16 protein-coding genes are annotated in these 15582 nt (G+C 73.4%); 1 reads left to right on the forward strand and 15 read right to left on the reverse strand.

What is annotated here, in order from left to right:
- Positions 1–487 precede the first annotated feature (487 nt).
- The 3 genes from ACF1BE_RS23950 to ACF1BE_RS23960 all read right to left on the reverse strand — a co-directional run bounded on the left by ACF1BE_RS23950 (position 488) and on the right by ACF1BE_RS23960 (position 3442).
- Positions 488–1984 (reverse strand): DUF2690 domain-containing protein, encoded by a 1497-nt coding sequence (locus tag ACF1BE_RS23950; RefSeq protein ID WP_392201058.1) that lies wholly within the window; start codon positions 1982–1984, stop codon positions 488–490.
- Between the two features lie 140 nt (positions 1985–2124).
- On the reverse strand, positions 2125–2598 hold the full coding sequence (locus tag ACF1BE_RS23955) for a DUF3017 domain-containing protein (RefSeq protein WP_392201059.1): 474 nt from the start codon (positions 2596–2598) through the stop codon (positions 2125–2127).
- The gene (locus ACF1BE_RS23960; protein ID WP_392201060.1) at positions 2588–3442 is read right to left on the reverse strand and encodes a bifunctional methylenetetrahydrofolate dehydrogenase/methenyltetrahydrofolate cyclohydrolase; all 855 of its coding nucleotides are present in this window, start codon (positions 3440–3442) and stop codon (positions 2588–2590) included. Before ACF1BE_RS23960 ends, ACF1BE_RS23955 begins: the two co-directional genes overlap by 11 nt.
- A 240-nt stretch (positions 3443–3682) precedes the next feature.
- Here ACF1BE_RS23960 and ACF1BE_RS23965 point away from each other — a divergent pair, with 240 nt between their 5' ends.
- A complete protein-coding gene (locus ACF1BE_RS23965) occupies positions 3683–4288 on the forward strand; it encodes a hypothetical protein (protein WP_392201061.1) in 606 nt (201 codons plus the stop codon).
- A gap of 81 nt (positions 4289–4369) precedes the next feature.
- Here ACF1BE_RS23965 and ACF1BE_RS23970 read toward each other — a convergent pair whose 3' ends face one another.
- From ACF1BE_RS23970 to ACF1BE_RS24025, 12 genes are all read right to left on the reverse strand, one after another.
- Positions 4370–5014, reverse strand: coding sequence for a LuxR C-terminal-related transcriptional regulator (locus ACF1BE_RS23970; protein WP_392201062.1), 645 nt, complete (start codon positions 5012–5014; stop codon positions 4370–4372).
- Positions 4978–6300, reverse strand: a complete 1323-nt coding sequence (locus ACF1BE_RS23975) for a histidine kinase (protein WP_392201063.1) — start codon at positions 6298–6300, stop codon at positions 4978–4980. The genes ACF1BE_RS23970 and ACF1BE_RS23975 overlap by 37 nt, the downstream gene beginning before the upstream one ends.
- Positions 6301–6446: 146 nt before the next feature.
- The gene (locus tag ACF1BE_RS23980) at positions 6447–6902 is read right to left on the reverse strand and encodes a MaoC family dehydratase (protein ID WP_392201064.1); all 456 of its coding nucleotides are present in this window, start codon (positions 6900–6902) and stop codon (positions 6447–6449) included.
- Between the two features lie 128 nt (positions 6903–7030).
- Entirely contained in the window at positions 7031–8074 is a 1044-nt protein-coding gene (gene sbnB / locus ACF1BE_RS23985; protein ID WP_392201065.1) for a 2,3-diaminopropionate biosynthesis protein SbnB, read from the reverse strand.
- A gap of 134 nt (positions 8075–8208) precedes the next feature.
- Positions 8209–9927, reverse strand: a complete 1719-nt coding sequence (locus ACF1BE_RS23990; RefSeq protein ID WP_392201066.1) for a phytoene desaturase family protein — start codon at positions 9925–9927, stop codon at positions 8209–8211.
- A complete protein-coding gene (gene fabG / locus ACF1BE_RS23995) occupies positions 9927–10655 on the reverse strand; it encodes a 3-oxoacyl-ACP reductase FabG (RefSeq protein WP_392201067.1) in 729 nt (242 codons plus the stop codon). The genes ACF1BE_RS23990 and fabG overlap by 1 nt, the downstream gene beginning before the upstream one ends.
- On the reverse strand, positions 10652–11779 hold the full coding sequence (locus ACF1BE_RS24000; protein WP_392201068.1) for a beta-ketoacyl synthase N-terminal-like domain-containing protein: 1128 nt from the start codon (positions 11777–11779) through the stop codon (positions 10652–10654). The genes fabG and ACF1BE_RS24000 overlap by 4 nt, the downstream gene beginning before the upstream one ends.
- Positions 11776–13032 (reverse strand): beta-ketoacyl-[acyl-carrier-protein] synthase family protein, encoded by a 1257-nt coding sequence (locus ACF1BE_RS24005; protein ID WP_392201069.1) that lies wholly within the window; start codon positions 13030–13032, stop codon positions 11776–11778. Before ACF1BE_RS24005 ends, ACF1BE_RS24000 begins: the two co-directional genes overlap by 4 nt.
- Positions 13033–13037: 5 nt before the next feature.
- Positions 13038–13289 carry an acyl carrier protein gene (locus ACF1BE_RS24010; RefSeq protein ID WP_392201070.1) on the reverse strand — a complete coding sequence of 84 codons (252 nt, stop codon included), beginning with the start codon at positions 13287–13289 and terminating at the stop codon, positions 13038–13040.
- A 212-nt stretch (positions 13290–13501) separates the two neighbouring features.
- Positions 13502–14365 carry an ABC transporter permease gene (locus tag ACF1BE_RS24015; RefSeq protein ID WP_392201071.1) on the reverse strand — a complete coding sequence of 288 codons (864 nt, stop codon included), beginning with the start codon at positions 14363–14365 and terminating at the stop codon, positions 13502–13504.
- Positions 14362–15327, reverse strand: coding sequence for an ATP-binding cassette domain-containing protein (locus ACF1BE_RS24020; RefSeq protein ID WP_392201072.1), 966 nt, complete (start codon positions 15325–15327; stop codon positions 14362–14364). Before ACF1BE_RS24020 ends, ACF1BE_RS24015 begins: the two co-directional genes overlap by 4 nt.
- Before the next feature lie 2 nt (positions 15328–15329).
- A complete protein-coding gene (locus ACF1BE_RS24025; protein WP_121787295.1) occupies positions 15330–15536 on the reverse strand; it encodes an MbtH family protein in 207 nt (68 codons plus the stop codon).
- Positions 15537–15582: the final 46 nt, after the last annotated feature.

Genomic DNA, 15582 nt, shown 5'->3' on the forward strand with positions numbered 1-15582 from the left:
GCGGATGATCGATCTCTTGGCATCAAGAGAGATCCAGCGGTCAGGCTATCGCGCATCCGGCATGCGAGACGTACGGGGCTGTGTGGCTCAGCCCACAGGGTTCATGGGGTGTACCCGTCACCGGGGAAGCGGCCGGCGGGCGCGTGAAAAGGCGGCCGTCCGTTCGGGAGGAGGAACGAGGACGGCCGCCGATGGGGGTACCGGTGTGCCGGACTCCCGTGGGGGTACGGCACACCTGCCCCGGTTGCGGCCACGGCATGCGCACCGGAACGGACTTTCCGACTCCGCCTGCGTTCGCGGCCTAGGGTCTTTCTTTCGGATCAGGCCGGCCGGGATCGCGGGCGCCGCATGGCCTACCCGAGCGGGGTCCGGTGCGTGCAGCTGCAAGGCGGAGGAGGGCGTCGACGCGGAGCGTCGACAACCGACGACAACGCCGCATATGCGCGTGCCGGACCCCGCGACCCCGGCAAGATCCGAAAGAGAGGCCTCAGTCGGTGCAGCCCGTCCGCCCGGAGGCGAGCGTGGCGCAGGCCCGGGACCGCGCCGGGTCCCGTACGGCCGCCATCGGGGTGTACGCGATGGTGTCCCCCGCCGCGGTGATGTCACCCGACTGCCGGACGCCGCCCACGGTGAGCCGCACGGTGTCGCCGGGCGCGCCGCCGGTGATCCGGCCCCAGACCGTGCCGCACGTCCTGCTGTAGCGGACCTCCAGGACGGTGGTGCCGAGGGTGACGGACCTGGCGGTCGTCACCAGGTCGCCGCTGCACCCCATGGCCTCGGCGTCCTTGCCGGTGCAGGCGGAGCCGGCGCACTTCACGCCCGGCGGCAGGCTCGGCCGGGTACGGGCCGACGGGGCCGACGACGCGGCCGCGCCCTTGCCCCGGTGACCGTCGCCGTCCCGGTGGGTGAGCAGGAAGACACCGGCGATGAGGACGAGCACGCCGGCCATCCCCGCGAAGAACATCAGTACTTGCTGCCGCCGCGGGGGCACCGGGCTCGCGGTGCTCGCCGGACCGGTCCGGCTCACCGGGTCCCCGTGCCCGGTCGCCGAGTGCCCGCCACCGGGGGTTGGGGTGCCGGCGGGGGTGCCCGGGAAGTCCGGCGTGGCCGGGGTGCCGTACGGGGTGGCCCGGCGCGGGGCGGCGATGCCCGGGGTTCCGGCGGGTGTGCCGGGCGTGCCGACCGGGGTGCCCGGGGCGCCGTCGGGCGTGGCCCGCGCCGGGGCGGCGGTGCCTCGTGTCCCGGCGGGGTCGCCCGGGGCGCCGTTCGGTGTGCCCGGGGCGCCGGCGGGCGTGGCCGGGACCGCGGTGCCCAGGGTCAGGGCGGCGGTGCCCGACGGACCGGTGAGGCCGGCCGGGCGGGCCGGGGAGCCCGCTCCCGGGCGGACGGTCGCCTTCGACGGACCCCGGTACCCGGCCAGCCCCCAGGAGTTCCTGCCGGACGCGGGAGCACCACCGGCCGCCGAGCGGGAGTCGTCACCGGCCGCCGCGCCGGAGCCGTCACGGGTCCCGGCCGCGGAACCGCCCAGAACCCCTGCACCGGGACCACCGCCGGCGCTCGTACCCGAGGTCCCGGCGCCGCCACGGCCCCCCGCCCCGGCGCCTGCGTCGGTCCCCGTGCCCGTGGTGGGGCCGGTCGTGCGGGCGAGGTCGCCGAGCGCGGCCCGGTCCCGGGCGACGCGGATCGCCTCCATCGTGCTGTCGGGCCCCGACTCCGCCCGGCTCCAGGCGCGTTCGGCCAGTTCCCACAGGGTGGTCAGGTGGACGGTATGAGTACCGGTGACCTCGGCCAGCGCGACGACCGCGCCCTTGGGCGCGAGGAGCCGGCCGCCCAGGTAGCGCTCCCAGGACGTCTTGCTGTACCCCGTGCTGTCGGCCAGCGTCGCGACGCTCAGGCCGCTGTGGTCCACGAGCCGCCGCATCCGCTCGGTGAACTCCCTGATCTGCGGATCCAGATCCTCCGGCAGGGTTTTCCAGCGAGGCATCGCTTCCCCCTCCTCCCCTCTTCCCCCGTGTTACGTGCGCGCGTCCAAGGATCCCAGTTCCCGGGCCGTGGGGTCGGCGGGGGATACGGCGGTGGCCCGTGTCCCCGGGGAGACGCGGGCCACCGGCTGTGCGAGCGGCGTTACTTGGTGACCGTGAAGTGCAGGGTGTCCTTCAGGAACGGGATCTCCAGCCACGGTCTGGGCTGGGCCATCATCGCCAGCAGCACGATCGCCAGGCCGAGGGTGCCGTAGGTGGCGATGTCCGTGAAGCGGGAACGGACGGCGAGCATGCCGACGCCGGGCAGTAGCCAGCGCATGACCGCCCCGGCCAGCAGGGCGGCGCCGATCAGCAGGGTGCCGACGCGGAACAGGTCCAGCGCGGTCAGCAGCAGGCCGAGCGCGACCGCCGACAGCACCACGAGCAGGGGCCACTGGCGGGCGGGCGCCGGGGCGTCGGGGGGCGCGGCCCGGCCGCCGCCCTCCGGCCGGGCGGTGTCCCGCGTGAACAGCGGGAAGCGGCGGGTGACGCGACGCGGGCGCCCCTCGGCGTCGGGGGCGCTGATCGCGTCGCGCACGGTCGGTTCCGCGGGCCCGCGGGTGTCCTCAGCCGGCACTGCGCTCCGCCGCCTCGACCACGTTGACCAGCAGGAGCGCCCGGGTCATCGGGCCGACTCCGCCGGGGTTGGGGGAGATCCAGGCGGCCACGCCGGCCACGTCCGGGTGGACGTCGCCGACGATCTTGCCTTCGGCGTTGCGGGAGACGCCGACGTCCAGGACGGCCGCGCCCGGCTTGACGTCCTCGGCACGGATCAGGTGCGGGGAGCCGGCCGCGGCGATGACGATGTCGGCCCGCTTCAGATGGGCGGAGAGGTCACGGGTACCGGTGTGGCACTGGGTGACGGTGGCGTTCTCGCTGCGTCGGGTGAGCAGCAGCGGCATCGGGCGGCCGATGGTGACACCACGGCCGACGACCACGACCTCGGCGCCCTTGATCTCCACGCCGTGGGCGCGCAGCAGGGTGAGGATGCCGTTGGGGGTGCAGGGCAGCGGGGCCGGCTCGTTCAGCACGAGGCGGCCGAGGTTGGTCGGGTGCAGGCCGTCGGCGTCCTTGGCCGGGTCCATGAGTTCCAGGACGCGGTTCTCGTCGATGCCCCTGGGCAGCGGCAGCTGGACGATGTAGCCGGTGCAGGCCGGGTCCTCGTTCAGCTCGCGGACGACCGCCTCGATCTCCTCCTGGGTGGCGGTGGCCGGCAGCTCGCGCTGGATGGAGGCGATGCCCACCTGCGCGCAGTCGCGGTGCTTGCCGGCGACGTACTTCTGGCTGCCGGGGTCGTCCCCGACCAGGATCGTGCCGAGGCCGGGCGTGACGCCCTTCTCCTTCAGCGCCGCCACGCGGGCGGTCAGATCGGACTTGATCGCGGCTGCGGTGGCCTTGCCATCGAGAATCTGGGCGGTCATGGTCCCATCCTCGCGGATGACCCGGCCCCGGGACCAATCCGGTGGGTGTTCCCGTGATCAGCGATGTTGCACTTGCACAACGCCCGGGGCTTCCGGCTGGACAAGTAAGAGCCTGTTAAAAGACGATGAGCACACAGTGCCGCGGGCAGTACCGGGGGGACGGACCGCATCTGTAGAACTTTCCTCCGCACCGTGCCGCGCGTCGTCCCCGCACTTGAGCAAGACGGAGGAAAGACCGCCATGAGCTTTGGCGACCCGAACAACCCCTACGGCGCGCCGCAGGGCCAGCAGCCCGGATACCCGCCCCAGCCCCCGCAGGGCCAGCCCGGCTACGGCTACCCGGCCGCCCCGCAGGGACAGCCCGGTTACGGCTACCCGGCCGCGCCGCCGCTCCAGCAGCACGGCTACGGCGTCCCGATGGAGATGCCCGGCCTGATGAAGACCGCCCGGGTGCTGCTGTTCATCCTGTCCGGTTTCCAGATCCTGGCCGGTTTCATCATCGGTGCGACGGTCGGTGCCGTCCAGGACGTGTCCAACGGCGTCGGCTCCGGTGACAGCACCGACGGCCTGGCCGGTCTGGGCTATCTCATCGCGGCGCTGGCGCTGGGCCTGGGCGCCCTGTCGATCTTCCTGGGCGTGAAGTTCAAGAACGGCGGCAGCGGCATCCGCATCACCACGATCGTCTACGCGGGTCTGATGATCCTCGGCGGCCTCACCAACATGGTCAACGGCGCGAACGGCTCCGCCACCTTCTTCGGGCTGATCTCGCTGGCCATGGCCGGCATCATCCTGGCGTCGATGGTCACCGGCGCCGCCTCGGCGTGGTTCAACCGTCCGCGGTACTGAGTCGCAGGGACCTGATGTCCCGGGGCCGTGTCCCGTCCGGCCGGACGGGGCGCGGCCCGCTCTGTTTCCCGGGCCGCCGGCTCACTGGTCCAGGTAGGTCAGGACGGCCAGCACCCGGCGGTTGTCGCCGTCCGTAGGGAGCAGGCCCAGCTTGGTGAAGATGTTGCTGATGTGCTTGGCCACGGCCTTCTCGGTGACGAACAGGGCCGCCGCGATGCCCGCGTTGGAGCGGCCCTGGGCGAGGAGTTCGAGCACCTCGCGCTCCCGTTCGGTCAGGCTGCCGACGGACTCGTCGCGCTCCTTGCGGACCAGCAGCTGGGAGATGACCTCGGGGTCCATGGCCGTGCCGCCCGCGGCCACCCGCTGGATGGAGTCCAGGAACTGGGCGCCGTTGGTGACGCGGTCCTTGAGCATGTAGCCGACGCCCCGGCCGCCGCTGGTGAGCAGCTCGCGGGCGTAGAGGGGTTCGACGTACTGGGAGAGCAGGAGCACCGCGAGGTCCGGGTTCTCCTTGCGCGCGGCCAGGACGGCGCGCAGGCCCTCGTCGGTGAAGTTCGGCGGGAGCCGGACGTCGACGACGGCGACGTCCGGCTGTTCCCGGCCCAGCGCCTCGAGCAGGTCGGTGCCGTTGTCCACGGCGGCCACCACGTCGTGGCCGTAGGCCCCGAGCAGGCGGATCAGCCCGTCCCTCAGGAGGAAGTGGTCTTCGGCGAGGACAATACGCACGGGATCTCCATCGTCACCATCGTCGGCCCGTTGACCGGACTGTTCAGGGCCAGCACGCCGTCGAAGGTGGCGAGCCGCCGCTCGATGCCCCGCAGGCCGGTGCCGCGGGAGGCGTCGGCGCCGCCGTGACCGTCGTCGGTGACGGTGATGTGGAGCATGCCGCGATCGTAACGAAGGTCGATCCAGGCCCGGTCGGCCCGCGCGTGCTTCGCGACATTGGTGAGGATCTCGGAGATGGCGAAGTAGGCGGCGGACTCGACCGGCATCTCGGGGCGGCCCGGCAGGTCGACCTGGACCTCGGTGCGTACCGGGCAGACCATGGCCAGCGCCCGTACGGCGTCGGCGAGTCCCCGGTCGGCGAGGACGGGCGGGTGGATGCCGCGGACCAGGTTGCGGAGTTCCTCAAGGGCCGCGGAGGAGGACTGGCGGGCCTCGATGAGCAGGGCGCGGACGGCCTCGGGGTTGGTCTCCAGCAGGTGCTCGGCCGCATCCAAGGTCATGCCCATGGCAACCAGACGGGCCTGTGCGCCGTCGTGCAGGTCCCGTTCGATCCGCCGGATCTCGGCCATCTGCGTATCCACCGCGTCGGAGCGGGTGGCGGCCAGGTGCTGGATCCGGCTGGCCATCAGCTCGCTCTCGCTCGGCGCGAGCATCGCCCTCGTGTACAGCGCGTGCCGGCGCACCGCGCGCGGGGCCGCCCACAGGGCCAGCGGCAGCTGGAGCAGCCCGAGGACACCGGCGAGGACCGCCGTGGCCTGGCCCTCGATCGGGATGAACTGGTACCACAGGCCGTCCCACTCGGTGGACAGCGGAACCCCGAAGAAGGCGAGGAAGACGCCCCACAGGCCGCTGAGGACGAGCGCGAGCGGGAAGAAGGCCAGGAAGCCGCCGGCGAGCGGGTCGGTGAGCACCCAGACGTACTCACGCCGCGTCTGCGGGTCGCTCATGATCCAGCGGTAGCGGGCGACGGCACCGGAGGCACCCGCGGGCGCGGGCGGCAGCCCTCCGGGCGGGCCCGGGATCTCCACCCCCGCCCAGCGCCGGGCGAGTTCGCGCTGGTGCGCGGCCAGGGAGCGCACCCCCTCCATGGCCCGCGGCACCATGCCGAGGCCCGGACCGACCAGGCTGATCGCCCCGGACACGGCGAGGGAACGGCCGAAAGCCGCCATCGACATCCAGCACAGCGACATCGCCCGCCGCAGTCCCGTCATGCCGGCAGGCACCGAGAACCCTCTGATCGCCGCCGGCTGGCTGACCCCGCCGAGCTGCATCGTGCGGTCGTCCATGCGACCCGCTCCTTCCTCGCCCTGCTCCGCCGTACGCGGTGCCGGTGTCGTACGTCCGTCGTGGGCCGAAGCGCCCGCCCCTTCATTGTGGTGGCCAAGGGGTGGTGAAATCGGTGGTAAAAACCCCCCTCTTGACTCCGCGTCCGTCAGGGGCCGACGAACAACGACAGCGTGTCGGCCACGCAGGCGGCCCGGGCCCGCCCCTCGACCTCCACCGTCATCCGGACGGCGGCCAGGTGGCCGACGGGCGTCTCCCGGACCCCGGTGAGCTTCGCGCCGCCGCGCACCCGGGAGCCGACCGGCACCGGGTGCGGGAAACGCACCTTGTCCAGGCCGAAGTTGACACCCATCTCGATCTTCTCGATGTCGAATATGGCGCGCATCATGGTGGGCAGCAGGGCCAGGGTCATGTAGCCGTGCAGGATGGTTCCGCCGAACGGGCCGGTCGCCGCGCGCTCCGGGTCGGTGTGGATCCACTGGAGGTCGCCGGTCGCGCCCGCGAACTGGTCCACCTGCTCCTGGGTCACCCGCAACCACGGACTGTGGCCCAGGTGTTCGCCGACGGCGGCGGAGAACTCGTCCAGAGTGGCGAAAGATCTCATGGCGTCGATTCTGTGCGGCTGCCGAAGGGCCGGACAAGGCGGTCACCCGCCGCGCGGCCGTTCGGTCAGCGGGCCGTCATCCGTTCGTCAGTGCGCGCCGGGCCGGGCCGGCTCCGCCGCGCACGGGGTCAGCCGTAGCGCTTCAGCTCGTGGAAGAAGCCGGGCACGGTGTGCAGTCCGCCGGTGTCGCGGACCCGGTCGTAGACGTACTTGGCCACCGCCAGGTCGAGCACGCCGAGCCCGAACGGCGAGAAGACCACCGGCCGGTCGGCGGGCGGGGTGATCGTGCCGGTCAGCACGTCGTACAGGGTGCCGGCGAGGAACTCCCGGCTGCCGGTCAGCTGTTCGGCCAGGTGGGGTGAGGTGCCGGCCTTCAGGCAGTGGTCGATGTCGTCGACCGCGTTCCACGCGGCCAGGATGACCTCCGGGGCCAGGTCGCGCAGCGACACGTGCAGCACCAGCGGGTTGTGCGTGAACCACCCGGGGTCGGTCACGTGCGGCTCGCCCGCGACGGTGGCGAAGACGACGAGGTCGCTGGCGCGGATCAGGTCCTCGGGTTTGTCGTGCACGGTGATCTCCGCCCGCTCCCCGGCCGCGCGCCGCAGGTATCCGGTGAAGCCCTCGGCGTGCTCGGCGGACAGGTCGTACACGCCCAGGGCGTCGAAGGCGAAGCCGGTGGCCGCCAGGTAGGTGTGCAGGTAACGGGCGATCAGACCGGTGCCGATGAAGCCGACCCGGGTGGGCCGGGTGCCGCGCGCCCGGCTGATCCGGTCGGCGGCGAGGGCCGCGGAGGCGGCGGTGCGCGCGGCGCTGATGATGGAGGACTCCAGGCAGGCGAACGGGTAGCCGTTCTCCGCGTCGTTGAGGACGAGGACGGCCGAGGCGCGCGGCAGGCCGGTGGCCACGTTCTCCGGGAAGCTGGAGATCCACTTGATGCCGTGCACGCCGACGTCGCCGCCCACCGAGGCGGGCAGCGCGATGATCCGGGAGGACGGCCGGTCCGGGAAGCGAAGGAAGTACGAGTCCGGGTTGACGGTCCGCGCCTCGCCGTGCAGCCGGTAGGCGGCCTCGACCGTCGAGACGACCTCGTCCTCGGCGCCGTCGAGCACCTGGTGCACCTGGGCACCGGAGATCACGGAGAAGGACGGGACCTGGGACACCTGTGGGGTCATGGGAACACTGCTCCGATGCGAGTTCGGGAGGGTGGGGGCCGGCCGGGACCGGCCGGCGTCGGGCCCGCCGGCCGGTGCGCGACGGCCGTGGCGGGTCGGTCGGCCCGTGCGGGCCGGGCCGGTGGCGGGCCCGGTCAGCCGATGCGGGCCAGGCCCTTGGCGTGCTGCCGGGCCCGTCCCCGCGACACCCGCAGCGGGTCCCAGCCGGCCTCGCGCCGGGGCAGCCGGGCAGGGTCGCCGAGGACCGCGCCGGCGAACACCTCCGGGAGCAGGGGCCGGCCCAGGATGTGGGAGACCGCGGCCATGCCGCCGGCGGCGACCCCGGCCATGCCGCTGCCGTGCCGGGTGTTCTGCCCGACCACGTACAGCCCCTCGACGTCGGTGCGCACGTCGGGCCGCTGCCGGCCCGTGCCCCAGGTGGCCATGCCGTACGGGGTGCCGCCGCTGGCGCGGATGTAGCGCTCGTTGGTGAGCGGGGTGGCGGTCTCCACGTGGGTGATGCGGTCCCGGAACGGGCCGAGGACCTGTTCGGCGGCGTCCAGGACCAGCTCGGTGACCTCCCGCTTGCGGGCCAGGTAGGCGGGGCGGCGGCGGTAGGGCTCGCCCGCGAGCGGGCCTCCGCCGGTGCCCCAGAACCCGTCTCCCGACGGCAGGATCGTCATCAGCTGGAAGTTGCTGTGTCCCGGCGGGCACACCGCGGGCGAGCCGGCGTCCTTGACCGAGGCGAAGGAGAACGCGAGCTGGGGGATGCGGTCCAGGGTGCCGGTTCGGGCGTGGTGGTCCAGCATCGCGGCGTGCGCGCCCTCCATGTCGTCGGTGGCGTGCCACCAGATGTTGGCGTTGGGCAGGCCGGGCAGTTCGGTGTCCAGGGCGACGTAGACCGCGACGACCGCGTCCCGCATGGTGGCCGCACGGGTCCGGGCGACCAGGTCGGCGGGGAAGGTCTCCTCGCCACCGCACAGGTCGAGCACGGTGCTGCGGTAGTCGGCGTTGGACACGACCAGCGGGGCCAGGACGCGGGTGCCGTCGGTGAGTTCGACCCCGGTGGCGCGGCCTGACTCGACCAGGATGCGCCGTACCTCGCAGCGGGTGCGCAGTTCGCCGCCGTACGCCTCCAGGGCCTCCACGAACGCGGCGACGAGGGCCTGGCCGCCGCCCTCGGGGTAGTAGGCGCCGCGCAGGTAGTGGTCCATCATCGTGACGTGCTCGGCGAAGCCGACGTCGTCCGGCATGGCGCCGTAGTTGCCGGCCTGCGCGGCGAGCAGGGTGCGGCCCCTGGCGGACAGCCCGCAGTGGTCCAGGGCCTGGCCCAGCGTGCGCCGGTTCCAGCGCATGGTCTGCGGCGAGCGACGGAACAGCTCGACCATCGGGGTGCCGAGCAGACTGGCCCGGCCGGCGCCGGCCACGGCCGTGGCGAGGTCGACGAAGCGGTGTACGGCGTCGGCCTCGGCGGGCAGGGCCGCGGCGAGGCGCTCCCGGTAGCGGTCCCAGCCGGCCGGTACGTCGACCAGGGCGGTGGGCGTGATGATCCGGTCGAAGCCGCCCTCGTTGTCCAGCGGCCGGAACCGCACCCGGCCGGCGACGCCCAGGCCGGACAGGACGGCGGGAAGCAGGCCGTCGGGGCCGCAGTCGCCGAGGTAGTGCGTGCCGACGTCGAACTCGTACCGGCGCCGGCGCCGGAAGACGTGGGCGTTGCCGCCCGCCACGTCGTGCTGTTCCAGGACGAGGACCCGGCGGCCGTCGGCCGCCAGGTAGCCGGCCGTCACCAGGCCGCCGACACCGCTGCCGACCACCACGGCGTCGTACCGTTGCTCCGCCGCCCCTGCCCCCGTGCCCCGCATCTGCTCCCCCATCAGAAGACGCCGCCTCCGTGGATCTCGACGACCGACCCGGTGATGTACGCGGCCCGGTCGGACACCAGGAACGACACCAGGTCGGCCACCTCCTCCGCGCGGCCGAGCCGGCCCAGCGGCACGCTCTTCAGCTGCCGTTCGCGGGCCGCCTGAGGCATACCGCCGACCATGTCGGTCTCGATCAGGCCCGGGGCGACGACGTTGGCGCGCACGCCCCGCGGGCCCAGCTCCCGGGCGAGGGACTTGGTGAAGCCGATGATCCCCGCCTTGGACGCGGCGTAGTTGGCCTGGCCGGTGTTGCCGTGGATCCCCGCCACGGAGGACAGGTTGACGATGACGCCGGTGCGGCGCTTGCTCATGGAGAACGCGGCCGACCGGCACACGTGGTAGACGCCGTCGAGATTGGTGCGCAGCACCCCGTCCCAGTCGTCCTGGCCCATCAGCACCAGCGGCCGGTCACGGGTGATGCCCGCGGAGGTGACGACGGCGTCGACGGGTCCGAGTTCACGTTCGGTGCGCGTGTACCACTCGCGCACGTCCGCCGGGTCGGCCACGTCGCAGCGCACGGCGAGCACCCGGGTGCCCGCCCCGGCGGCCTCCTTGGCGAGTTCCTCGGCGGCGTCCTGCCGGGAGCGGTAGCAGAACGACACGTCGTGGCCGTCCTGTGCGAGCCGCAGGACGACGGCCCGGCCGATGCCCCGGGAACCGCCGCTGACCAGGGCGATCACGCGTCCTCCCCGAGCAGTCGCAGCACGGCCGCGGCCACGGCGCCGTCCCGGTCCACGGCGGTCACCAGCGCGATCCGGCCCCGGGACGCCGGCTCGGCCGCGGCGACGGAGAGCACCGCCGCGATCTGGAAGGACGCGGAGGCGGCACTGGTGTCGCCGAGCAGTTCCATCGACGGCACCCGGCCCAGCGCCGCGGCCGGCACCAGCGCGGCGAGCGCCTCGTGCTCGGCGCGGCCGGCGGCGCTCGGCGCCGCGCAGGGTACGGCCGCCCAGACCTCGTCGGCACTGACCCCGGCCCGCTCCAGGGCGCGGCGGGCGCAGGCACCGACCGCGGCGAACGGGTCGTCGTCGATGTCGACGCGGGTCTCGATGCCGAGCACGGCCGCCAGCGGCGGGTGTTCGGCGCGGCCGGCGGGCTCGACGAGGAACAGTCCGCAGCCCTCGCCGAGCAGCGGCGCCGGGTCGCCGGGCTGGGCGGCGGTCGCCTCGTACCAGGCGTGCGCGGCGGAGAACTCCTCCGCCGAACCGGCCACGTACTTGGTGGCCCGGCCCTGTCCGAGCAGCCGGCGGGCGTAGTTCAGGGCGAGCAGGCCGGCGGCCCGGCCACCGGCGACGGTGGTGTTGGGGCCCTTCAGGCCGTGCCGGATGGCGCAGGCGCCGGCGGCGTGGTTGAGGCTGCCGAACGGGATGCGGCCGGCGTCGACGTAGAAGGGCCGCTCGTTGGTGTAGGACTGGCGCAGGAAGTCGGTGACGTTCTCCAGGCTGCCCATGGTGATGCCGAGGACGACGCCGGTGCGGTCGTCGGTGGCGACCGCCTGCGCGCCGTCGGCGTCGCGCAGCAGCCCGTCGGAGGCGACCAGCGCGAGCGCGGTGAGCCGGTCCATCTTGGCGGTGCCGCGCTTGCCGAGCAGTTCCTGGATGTCGAAGCCGGGCACGGTGCACACCTCCGGCGACGGCAGGGTGCCGAGACCGGCGTCCGCCTTCACCGCCGTCTTCGCTCCGGCGCGCACGCCGGCGGCGAAGGCCGCACGGCCCACGCCGTACGGCGACACCGCCGACCAGCCGGTGATGACGGGCGTGTCCGGGGGCAGCGCGGCCCGCGGGACGGCAGTCGTGTTGCTCATGGCCGTACCTTCTCCCCGTAGGTGCCCAGGATCAGCACGGCGTTGTTGCCGGCGAAGGCACTCGAGTTGTTCTGCACGATCCGTACGTCGGCCTCGACCGCCTGGTTGGGTACGACGTCGAGGGGGCACTCCGGGTCGGTCTCGCGGTGGTTGATGGTGGGCGGGATGAACCCGTGCTCGATGGCGAGGCCGCAGGCGATCGCGCCGAGCGCGCTGGCGGCTCCCATCGAGTGGCCCAGCATCGACTTCACGGCGACCGTGCGCGGCGGGGCGTCCCCGTACACGTCGAGGATGGCCGCGGTCTCGGTGCTGTCGTTGGCCCGGGTGCCGGTGCCGTGGGCGGAGATGAAGTCGACCTCCCGCTCCTCGACGCCCGCGTCGTCCAGGGCCAGCCGGATGCCCCGGGCGATGCCCTCCCGGTTGGGTGCGGTGGGGTGGGCGGCGTCGCAGCTGAGGCCGTAGCCGAGGACCTCGGCGTAGATGCGCGCGCCGCGGGCCAGGGCCGACTCCAGGCTCTCCATGACGAGGATGCCGGCGCCCTCGCCGGTGAGGATGCCCTCGCGGTCCTTGTCGAAGGGGCGCACCACGTCCGGGCTGAGCGCCCCGAACCGTTTGAACAGGGCGAACGCCTTGCGGTTGACGGCGTCCGCGCCGCCGCACAGCGCCAGGTCGACGTCGCCGGAGCGGATGGCGTCCAGGCCGTAGCCGATCGAGTAGTTCCCGGCGGCGCAGGCGGTGGTGACGGTGGTCGCCTCCACGTTCGGCATGCGCAGTTCCCGGGCGATCGCGGTGGACAGCCGGCCGGCGTTGATGCGGCGGGCGCGCACCGGGTCCATCGCCTCCGGGTCTCCGGCGGCCAGTTCCTGTTCCAGCAGGACGGCGATGTCGTGGGACTCGCCGTCGGTGGTGCCGACGGTGATGACGGCGGCCCGGTCGGCGAGGGCGGCCTCGTCCAGTCCGGCGTCCTCGACGGCCATGCGGGCCGCGGCGACGGCGAACCGGCCGGCGCGGCCCACGTGGTCGAGCGGCAGGTTTCGGATCCAGCGCTCCGGCTCGAAGTCGGGGACCTCGCAGGCGGTGTTCTGCCCGAAGCCCTCGGTGTCGAAGCGGGTGATCGGCCGCGCGCCGGACCGGCCGGCCCGCAGGCCCGCGGTGTACTCCTCGACTCCGGTGCCGATGCTGGAGATCACCCCGAAGCCGGTGACGACGACCCGCCGGTGGCCGGCCCGGTCCGTGGACTGCTTCGTGGACATGGGCGTCACCAGCCGGCGGCTGCGGCGGCCACCTGGTAGGTGGCCGCCACGTTGACCATGTTGGGCAGTTCGTTCATGTCGATGACGATGGAGTACTCCATCTCCAGCGCGCTGAGGACGTCGATCAGCTTCAGGGAGTCGGCGCCGAGTTCGTCGATGAAGAGCGCCGTGTCGGAAAGACGCTCGGGTTCGACGTCGATGTTCTCGGCGATGATTTCCCGGATACGGGTGAGACGCTCGGGAGCGGCCGTGGTCATGGCTCGGTCCTCCGTTTTCTGGATTGCCGGTCGGTGACGCGGGAAGAAGGCGGGAGAAGCGGTGCGGAAGAGCGGTGCGGAAGAGCGGTGCGGCTGCGCGGAAGAAGGGGCAGCGAAGCGGCTCGGTCAGAAACCTAGTCAGCGCCGATGACTGCCCAGTGACCGTCAACTGACGGACCGCTGACGACGGTTGCCCGAGGAATTCCCCGATGTCAGCGGCTGCCCGCGCGGCGGAATCCGCGGACGCTGCCCCACACCGCGGCGAGCAGCAGCGCCGTCAGCGTCACGGCGCTCACCAGGCCCGGGTGGTGCCCGGGGAAGCCCGCGGAGGCCGCCACCCCGGGATCGTTGCCCCACAGCTGCCGGCAGGTGGTGACGACCGAGGTGACGGGGTTCCACTCGGCGACGGGACGCAGCCAGCCGGGCAGGCCGCTGACGGGCACGTAGGCGTTGGACAGGAAGCTGAGGATGACCAGCACCAGGGCGCCGGTGCCGTCGATGGCCTCGATGTTCCGCTGGGTGGTGCCGAGCAGGATGCCGACCCACGTCATCACGTACACGAAGGCCAGCAGCACGCCGAAGCCCGCGGCGGTGCGCAGCGCGCCCTCGTGCGGGCGCCACCCCACGCCCAGCCCGACGAGGCTGACCGCGGTCAGGCTGACCGCGCCGACGAGCAGGTCGGACAGGGTGCGGCCGAGAAGCACGGACGACGGGGCGATCGGCAGTGAACGGAACCGGTCGACCAGTCCGTGCCGCAGGTCCAGGGCGACCCCGATGGCGGTGGGGCCGACCCCGGTCAGGCCGACCTGGATGGCGATGCCGGCCATGATGAAGTCCTCGTAGGCGACGCCGCCGGGGATGTGCATGGAGCTGCGGAACAGATAGCCGACGGCGATCAGCATCACCAGCGGGTTCATGGTGACCAGGACCAGCCGGCCCGGTGAGCGGCGCAGGTGGGTCAGGTGGCGGCCGGCCAGGGCGAGCGTGTCGCCGAGGTGGCCACGCACGGGGCCGGCCGGCCCGGGGCGGGCGGCCGGCCGTTCGGTGGTGGTCGGGGTGGTGGCCGTGGCCGTCACTGGGGCTCCTCTTTCCGGCCCGTGCCCGTGAGGTCGAAGAAGACGTCGTCGAGCGTGGGCTTGCGCAGTTCGAAGTCGACGGTGGGCACGCCCTTGTCGCGCAGGGCCTGCGCGGCGCGGGCCAGGTCGTCCAGGCCGTCCGCGCCGAGCTGTACGGAGACCCGGCGGGCGGCCTCGTCGGTGACGGGGGCCGGGCCGCCGAGCACGGCCAGTGCGGCGACCGCGTCGGCGAGGTGCTCGGGGCGGGCCACGGTCACCTCCAGCCGGTCGGTGCCGACCTGCCGTTTCAGGGCGTCCGGGGTGCCTTCCGCGATGACCCGTCCGGCGTCGATGACGGCGACGCGGTCGGCGAGCTGGTCGGCCTCCTCCAGGTACTGGGTGGTGAGCAGGATGGTCACACCGCCGGCGGCCAGGTCGCGGACCACGTCCCACAGGACGTTGCGGCTGGCCGGGTCGAGGCCGGTGGTGGGTTCGTCCAGGAAGAGCACCTCGGGATCGCCCAGGACGCAGGTGGCCAGGTCGAGCCGGCGGCGCATGCCGCCCGAGTAGGTGCCCGCGGGCCGGTCGGCGGCCTCGGTCAGTTCGAACCGGTCCAGCAGTTCGGCGGACCGGCGTACGGCACCGCGCCGCCCGAACCTGAGCAGCCGGGCCAGCAGGACGAGGTTCTCCCGCCCGGTGAGGAGTTCGTCGACGGCGGCGTACTGCCCGGCCAGGCCGATGCGCCGGCGCACCTCGCGGCCCTCGCGCAGCACGTCGTACCCGGCGACCACGGCCCGCCCGCCGGACGGCTGGTCCAGGGTGGCGAGGATCCGGACGGTGGTGGTCTTGCCCGCGCCGTTGGGTCCGAGGACCCCCAGCACGGTGCCGGCCGGCACCGCCAGGTCGATGCCGTGCAGCGCGGTGTGGGAGCGGTAGGTCTTGCTGAGTCCCTCGGCGAGGATCGCGGTGTCGGACACGGCCACGGTCAGTCCGCCTGCCGCTGGAGGCTGAGCGGGCGCATGTCGGTCCAGTGGCTCTCCACGTGGGCGACGGCGGTGGCGCGGTCGGTGGCGTCCAGGGCCACGCGCCAGCCGTCGGGCACCGCGGCGAAGGACGGCCACAGGGAGTGCTGTCCCTCGTCGTTGACGAGGACGAGGAAGGTGCCGTCTTCGTTGTCGAAGGGATTGGCCATGGCGGGTCTCCAGATCTCGGACGGTGGATGGGACGGTCGGCGGCAG

It is taken from the genome of Streptomyces sp. NPDC014991, assembly GCF_043080665.1.
Classification (GTDB): domain Bacteria; phylum Actinomycetota; class Actinomycetes; order Streptomycetales; family Streptomycetaceae; genus Streptomyces.